Annotated in this window: 5 protein-coding genes; 1 reads left to right on the plus strand and 4 read right to left on the minus strand. The window is 64.4% G+C overall.

The genetic code is table 11. From position 1 onward, the window contains the following. Nucleotides 1-1,677 carry a phosphoglucomutase (alpha-D-glucose-1,6-bisphosphate-dependent) gene (gene pgm, locus QRN59_RS12595; protein ID WP_284982833.1) on the minus strand — a complete coding sequence of 559 codons (1,677 nt, stop codon included), beginning with the start codon at nucleotides 1,675-1,677 and terminating at the stop codon, nucleotides 1-3. Between the two features lie 207 nt (nucleotides 1,678-1,884). On the opposite strand from pgm, the gene QRN59_RS12600 reads away from it, so the two are divergent. Next, complete coding sequence (locus tag QRN59_RS12600) at nucleotides 1,885-2,499, plus strand: DUF4190 domain-containing protein (RefSeq protein ID WP_284982834.1); 615 nt, start codon at nucleotides 1,885-1,887, stop codon at nucleotides 2,497-2,499. Nucleotides 2,500-2,581: 82 nt separating this feature from the next. Here QRN59_RS12600 and QRN59_RS12605 read toward each other — a convergent pair whose 3' ends face one another. From QRN59_RS12605 to QRN59_RS12615, 3 genes are all read right to left on the minus strand, one after another. Next, a complete protein-coding gene (locus QRN59_RS12605) occupies nucleotides 2,582-4,051 on the minus strand; it encodes a peptide MFS transporter (RefSeq protein ID WP_284982835.1) in 1,470 nt (489 codons plus the stop codon). Nucleotides 4,052-4,115: 64 nt separating this feature from the next. Continuing rightward, on the minus strand, nucleotides 4,116-5,567 hold the full coding sequence (locus QRN59_RS12610) for an amidase (RefSeq protein ID WP_284982836.1): 1,452 nt from the start codon (nucleotides 5,565-5,567) through the stop codon (nucleotides 4,116-4,118). Beyond that, the gene (locus QRN59_RS12615; RefSeq protein WP_284982837.1) at nucleotides 5,560-6,309 is read right to left on the minus strand and encodes a Type 1 glutamine amidotransferase-like domain-containing protein; all 750 of its coding nucleotides are present in this window, start codon (nucleotides 6,307-6,309) and stop codon (nucleotides 5,560-5,562) included. The genes QRN59_RS12610 and QRN59_RS12615 overlap by 8 nt, the downstream gene beginning before the upstream one ends. Between the last annotated feature and the right edge of the window lie 150 nt (nucleotides 6,310-6,459).

Raw genomic sequence — 6,459 nt, forward strand, 5'->3', positions numbered from 1 at the left:
CTAGGAGATCACGCCGTCCACGAGCGCCTTGGCCTCTTCCTGGACCTGCTTGAGGTGGTCTGCACCCTTGAAGGACTCGGCGTAGATCTTGTAGACGTCCTCGGTTCCCGACGGACGGGCCGCGAACCAGGCGTTCTCCGTGACAACTTTGAGCCCGCCGATTGAGGCACCGTTTCCCGGAGCCTCGGTCAGCTTGGCGGTGATTTCCTCGCCCGCCAAGGTGGTGGCCGTGACGTCCGCGGCGGAGAGTTTGCCGAGCTTGGCCTTCTGCTCACGCGTGGCAGCGGCGTCGATCCGGGCATAGACGGGTGCGCCGAACTGGTCCGTGAGGCCCTTATACAGCTGGGACGGCGACTTGCCGGTGACCGCCGTGATCTCCGATGCCAGGAGGGCCAGCAGGATGCCGTCCTTGTCGGTGGTCCAGACGCTTCCATCGCGCTTGTTGAACGAGGCGCCCGCCGATTCTTCGCCACCGAAGGCACCCTCGCCGGAAAGCAAGCCGGGGACGAACCACTTGAAGCCCACGGGAACTTCCACGAGCTTGCGGCCCAGTCCGGCGGCTACCCGGTCAATGATGGACGAGGAGACGAGGGTCTTGCCGACCACGGACTCCGGGTTCCAGCCCGTGCGGTTGCGGTAAAGGTAGTCGATCGCAACCGCGAGGTAGTGGTTAGGGTTCATCAAGCCGCCTTGCCCATCAACAAAGGGTGTCACGATGCCGTGGCGGTCAGCGTCGGCGTCGTTTCCGGTAGCGATGTCGAAGGCCCCCGTGCCGGCCGAAGCACTGTCGGACATGCGCTTGATGAGCGAGGCCATGGCCGACGGCGAGGAGCAGTCCATGCGGATCTTCTCATCCCAATCGAGGGTCATGAATGCCCATTGCGGGTCCACGGTGGGGTTGACCACGGTCAGGTCGAGCTGGTGACGCTCGCCGATTTCACCCCAGTAGTCCACGGATGCGCCGCCCATGGGGTCAGCGCCGATGCGCACGCCGGCGGTACGGATCGCATCGAGGTCCAGGACGGATGGGAGGTCGTCCACGTAGCTGCTCAGGAAATCGAACTTGCCCGTTCCATCCGCTTTAAGGGCGTCGTTCAACGGAATCCGCTTGACGCCGCGCAGCCCGTTTTCCAAGAGCTCGTTGGCGCGGTTGGCGATCCAGCCGGTGGCGTCCGTGTCGGCAGGGCCGCCGTGCGGAGGGTTGTACTTGAAACCACCGTCGGCCGGAGGGTTGTGGCTCGGGGTGACCACGATGCCGTCCGCCTGGGGCTGGCCGGGGCCGGCTTCGTTGTTGTACTTCAGGATTGCGTGGCTCAGGGCCGGGGTGGGTGTGTAGCCGTGCCGCGCGTCGATCAGCACGTTGACGCCGTTGGCAGCGAGCACTTCAAGGGCGGAATTCTGCGCTGGTTCGCTGAGCCCGTGGGTGTCCTTGGCCAGGAAGAGAGGGCCGGTGATGCCCTGCCCTGCACGGTATTCCACAATCGCCTGGGTTATGGCGAGGATATGCCCTTCATTGAATGAGGCCTTGAGGCTCGACCCCCGATGCCCGGAGGTGCCGAAGGCAACGCGCTGCGCTGGATCACTCAGATCCGGCGTCACGTCGTAGTACGCGTCAAGAAGAGCGGTGATGTCTACAAGGTCCTGGGGAAGGGCAACAGTGCCCGCACGGCTAGCCATTGACCCAGCATGCCAGACCGTCAGGTGAGCTTGAAGAGAAAACCCACTATTGCGGTGCCTGTGACTTCGTATTTCCGCTTGACCGAGGAAGATTCACTGCCCGTTTACCGGAGTGCGGCATGGGGTTGGGGAGCTGGGGCTCCGGAGCTTATGTGCGCCTTCGCTCGGCGGTAGGCTGGGCACAAAGACTCGCAAGGGGGATTTTCCATGACCGACCAGCCAGCTAAACCCGAGAACACTCCGGAGGGAGACGAACCGCCCAAGGGCTACGAACCGCCGTCGTACATTCCGCCCGCACCCCAACCCGGCGAAAACCCGTACGGCGAGCAGCCGTTTGCCTCGCCGGCGGCCTCTGGCCCCTACGGCCAGCCCCAGGCGCAGCAGCCGCAGGAACCGTACGGCCAGCCCCAGGGCGCCCCGGCTCAATTCGGCCAGCCCGCCTACGGACAGCAGCCGGCCAGCCCCTATGGACAGCCCGCTTCGCCGTATGGGCAACCTCCCCAAGGGCCGCCTGCATACGGGCAGCCGACCAGCCCTTACGGCCAGCCCGCTTACTATGGCATGCCCGTCGAGCCCAAGGGCCTGAGTATTGCGAGTATGTGCTGCGGGATCGCGGTCTTTGTGGGCCTTGGCTTCTTCGTCCTGCCCCAGATTGCCGCCGTGATCCTCGGCCACATGGCCCTCAAGAAGGAACCGGCCGGCAAAGGCATGGCGATTGCGGGCCTCGTAATGGGGTACCTCGGCATTGTCGGCGTGATCATATTCTGGGTCTTTATCGCGATTTTTGCTGCGACTGCTTCGCGTTACAACTACAACTACTAGCAACAACGACGGCGGCCGGTGCGTCTGGCAGGAAACCCACCAAACGCACCGGCCGCCGTCGCGGTTTAAGTCGGTGACGTGACTAGCGCACGCCGCCCATCAATTTCTTGATGGCGGGCGAGCCGGCTGCCAAGGCCACAGCGATGACCACGGCCGTGCCGCCGACGCCCAGGAAGTACGGCAGTTCGTTGTCAGGGTTGTGCAGTCCGGCCAGGATGCCGGCCAGCGCGGTGCCGAGGGACACCGAGAGGAAGAACAGGGCCACCATCTGGGTGTGGAAGGCCTTGGGTGCCAGCTTGGTGCTCACGGACAGGCCGATCGGGGACAGGAACAACTCCGCCAAAGTGAAGAGGAACAGGATTCCCACAAGCACCAGAAGCGGGGTCTTTCCTGTCCCGGTCAACGGGATGAAGGCAAGGAACGCCAGGCCCATGACGAAGAGTCCGGCAGCGAACTTGATGGGGGATCCCGGCTGCTTCGGACCGAGTTTTGTCCACAGGGCAGCCATGACGCCTGCGAACACGATGATGAATACAGGGTTGATTGACTGTACCCAGGCTGCCGGCATTTCCCAGCCGAAGAGGTTGCGGTCCAGTTTTTCCTCCGAGTACACGGCAATGAACGTGAACTGCTGCTGGAAGAGTGCCCAGAACGCTGCCGACGCGATGTACAGCGGAATGAACGCGACAACGCGCTTGCGCTCAATCGGCGTGACCTTCTTGCTCCTGAAGATCAACGTGAAGTAGATCAGCGAGGCGACAATGGCTGCGTAAGCCATGCTGCGGGCCAGGTTGCCGGGGTTCACCACACCGGTCATCAGCAGCACGGCGATCACGGCGGCGATGCCGAAGAAGATGAGCCCGTAACGGCTCCGCTGTTCGGAGGGAAGGGGGTTCGGGACACGGTGGGCTTCTTCCGGGAGCTTGTTTCGACCCAGTGCGTAGATGACGAGGCCGATCGCCATGCCGATTGCGGCTGCGCCGAAGCCCCAGTGGAAGCCGTTGCTTTCCTGCAGCCAGCCGGTAACGAGCGGTCCAATGAGGGCGCCGAGGTTGATGCCCATGTAGAAGATGGAGAATCCAGCGTCACGCCGTTCGTCCTTCTCCCCATAAAGGGTGCCAACCAGTGCTGTTGCGTTCGCCTTGAGGCCACCGGATCCGATACCCACCAGCACCAGGCCTGCCACCAGGCCAGGGATGCCGGGCAGGAGGGCAAGTGCGATGTGGCCGGCCATGATCATGATGGCGGAACCGAAAAGTACCCGTTCGGAGCCGAAAAGCCGGTCCGCCAACCATGCGCCCAGGATCGTGGAGAGGTATACGCCTCCGCCGTACGCGCCAACCAGTCCGGCGGCGAGCGATTTGTCGATCGAGAGTCCGCCGTGGTCCGCCGTGAAGTACATGTAGTAAAGCAGGATGCCCTGCATGCCGTAGAAGGAGAATCGTTCCCACATTTCTACGGAGAAGAGGCTGGCCAGCATCTTTGGGTGGCCGAAAAATGACGTATCGCCCGCGTTTTTGGCGGGCGTCCGCGTGTCTAGAGTTGTGCTCATCTAATCCATGGTGACATTGACTGAGCGCATTGTCACATCATTTAGATGCCTAGGGCAACTATTCTCAGGCAATAGGGGCCGGCTTTTGCTGCCCCTCAAGCTGCCTTGCGAGCCGCAGGAGCAGGAGCTCGGATCCCGGTTTTCCGATGAGCTGGATGCCCATCGGAAACCCCGTTCCAGGTGTCGGGCCGGTCCAATGCACGGGCACGGTGATCGCCGGCAGTCCGCACACGTTCACCATGGAGGACCAGGGCGCAAACTCGCATTGCTTGCGGTAGTCATCGTCCGCGTCGCCGGGCCAATCGGGGGCCGGCCATTGCTCGCCTCCGGGCATTGTCCCGGTGAACCAGCCCACGGGCCGGGGCGTCTGTGCCAGCGACGGCGTCAGGACGAGGTCCCACTGCGCGTACTGGGTGACGGTGTCGTGGGTGAACTGCCGAAGGAAGCCGAGCGCTTCGTTGACCTTGCCTGCGCTCCGCTGTTGCGCCCGACGCCGGAAGGTCCGGGTCAGCGGGGTCAGCAAGGCTTCGCGCTGGGGCAGGATCCGTGCGCTCCCGACGCCGGCGGTCCAGGCGGTCGTGAACGCTTCCGGATAGCGATTGTCGTAGCGGATCTCGGCGTCGAGCACTGAATGGCCCGCTTCCGTCAACAGTTCGATGCCCTTGGCGAGGGCATCCAGGGCCTCCCGCTCCGGGGCGAACGGGAAGGTGGTGGACCACGGGCTGTCCAGGCTTGCGCCGATGCGCAAGGCCGCGGGCGTTTCCTCGAGGCCCGCAAGGTAGCCCCCTTCCGGCCTGATTCCGTTCGGGACGAGGGCATCCATCATGAGCGCGGCGTCGGCGGCGGAGCGCGCCAAGGGGCCGGCCACCACGAGGCGTGCCGCGTCCCCGACGCTTTCCCCGGCCGGCACCAAGCCCCGGCCCGGCTTCAACCCCAGCAGTCCACATGCCGCAGCAGGAATACGTATCGATCCGCCGCCGTCGCTCCCTGGCGCGAAGGGAACCAAGGCCGCCGCAACCGCGGCAGCGCTCCCTCCCGAAGACCCGCCGGAGCTGCGGCTCAATGCGTGTGGATTGCGCGACGGCGGTGCGATGCGGTTTTCGCTGTAGGCCGTGAGTCCGAACTCCGGAACCTGAGTCTTGCCCAGTGAGATGGCACCGGCGCCTTTAAGCGTCGCGGCAAGGGCTCCGTCCTCCGGAGCGGGCTTACGGTCCAGGGCTGCACTGCCGTGGGTGGTCACGACTCCAGCAACGTCGGTGAGGTCTTTGAAAGCCAGCGGCACGCCGTGCAGGAGGGGAAGCTCGGGACCTCCGTTGCGCCGGCGAACGTACGCTGCGTCAGCGGCTCGGGCGTCGAGCACGGCCTGGTCTGGCGTCACCGTGACGAAGGCGCCCAACGTATGGTTCAGCTGTCCGATTCTCGCAAGGAAGTGCTCGGCCGCCTCCGTCGCAGAGAGCTGACCGGCGGCCAGGGCCTGGCGCAACTCGACCGCGCCGAGTTCGTGGATGTCAGCCAAGGAAGCGGGACTCCAAGCGCTCCTCCACGGCGACGGGAAGGGCGTCGGCCGAATCGCCGGGTGCCGCGGTGACGCGATAAGCAGCCTTGCCCCTGACTTCGGCAACCACGTCCACAAGTTCCGTGCCTCTGTAAACGAGGCCGACGCCGTCGTCGGTGCAGTGCGTTTCCCCCAGCACGCCCTGTGCCACCAACCGGTGGACCAGAGGGCGGCGGCCCGGCTCGGAGTCATAGTGGACGCCGTTGGCATAGGGGAGCAAGCCCAGTCCGTTGGTCACTGCGCGCAATTCAGGGCCGTAGGAATCCGTGGTGCCGCCCTGGAACCAACAAATCGAGCCTGCGGACACTCCGGCCAGCACCACACCCTGTTCCCAGACGCGGCTCAAAATGCCATCCAGCCCGTGCGCACGCCATACGGCCAGAAGATTGACCACGGAGCCACCGTTGACCCACACCACGTCCTGTTCCAAAAGGTAGGCCTCTGGATCGCCGTAATTGGGCATCGTGAAAAGGTTGAGGTGGCTGAAATCGAACCCCGAAACCCGTGCGGCTTGGTCCAATTCCGCAGCGAACCAACGCTGGTCTCCGGAGGCCGTGCCGATATGCGCCACTCGCGGCGCGCGCCCGCTCACCCCGGAGAGTTCGACGGCGTGGTGAACCAGGAGGTCGAACTCCATCCTGGTGCGATGACCGGACTTATATCCGCCGGAGGTTGCCAGAATGGTGGGCTCGCCAGCAGCCATGGTGCCTCCTCCCTGCCTTGAGTGGTCTCGCTCGCAACAACGGCGAACATTAGCGCCAACACTAATGCCGCAGCGGCCGAGTGAGGAAGTGCCGTAACACGCCGCGAGGGTTCCCTTGCCGTAGCGAAGCGAGGTAAGGGTGGCGGCGGG

This window comes from Arthrobacter sp. efr-133-TYG-118 (assembly GCF_030209755.1).
GTDB lineage: Bacteria > Actinomycetota > Actinomycetes > Actinomycetales > Micrococcaceae > Arthrobacter.

Excerpts from the sequence above, each read along its gene's own strand:
- QRN59_RS12605 (WP_284982835.1), bottom strand. The coding sequence starts at position 4,051 with ATGAGCACAACTCTAGACACGCGGACGCCCGCCAAAAACGCGGGCGAT.
- QRN59_RS12615 (WP_284982837.1), bottom strand. The coding sequence starts at position 6,309 with ATGGCTGCTGGCGAGCCCACCATTCTGGCAACCTCCGGCGGATATAAG.
- pgm (WP_284982833.1), bottom strand. The coding sequence starts at position 1,677 with ATGGCTAGCCGTGCGGGCACTGTTGCCCTTCCCCAGGACCTTGTAGAC.
- QRN59_RS12600 (WP_284982834.1), top strand. The coding sequence starts at position 1,885 with ATGACCGACCAGCCAGCTAAACCCGAGAACACTCCGGAGGGAGACGAA.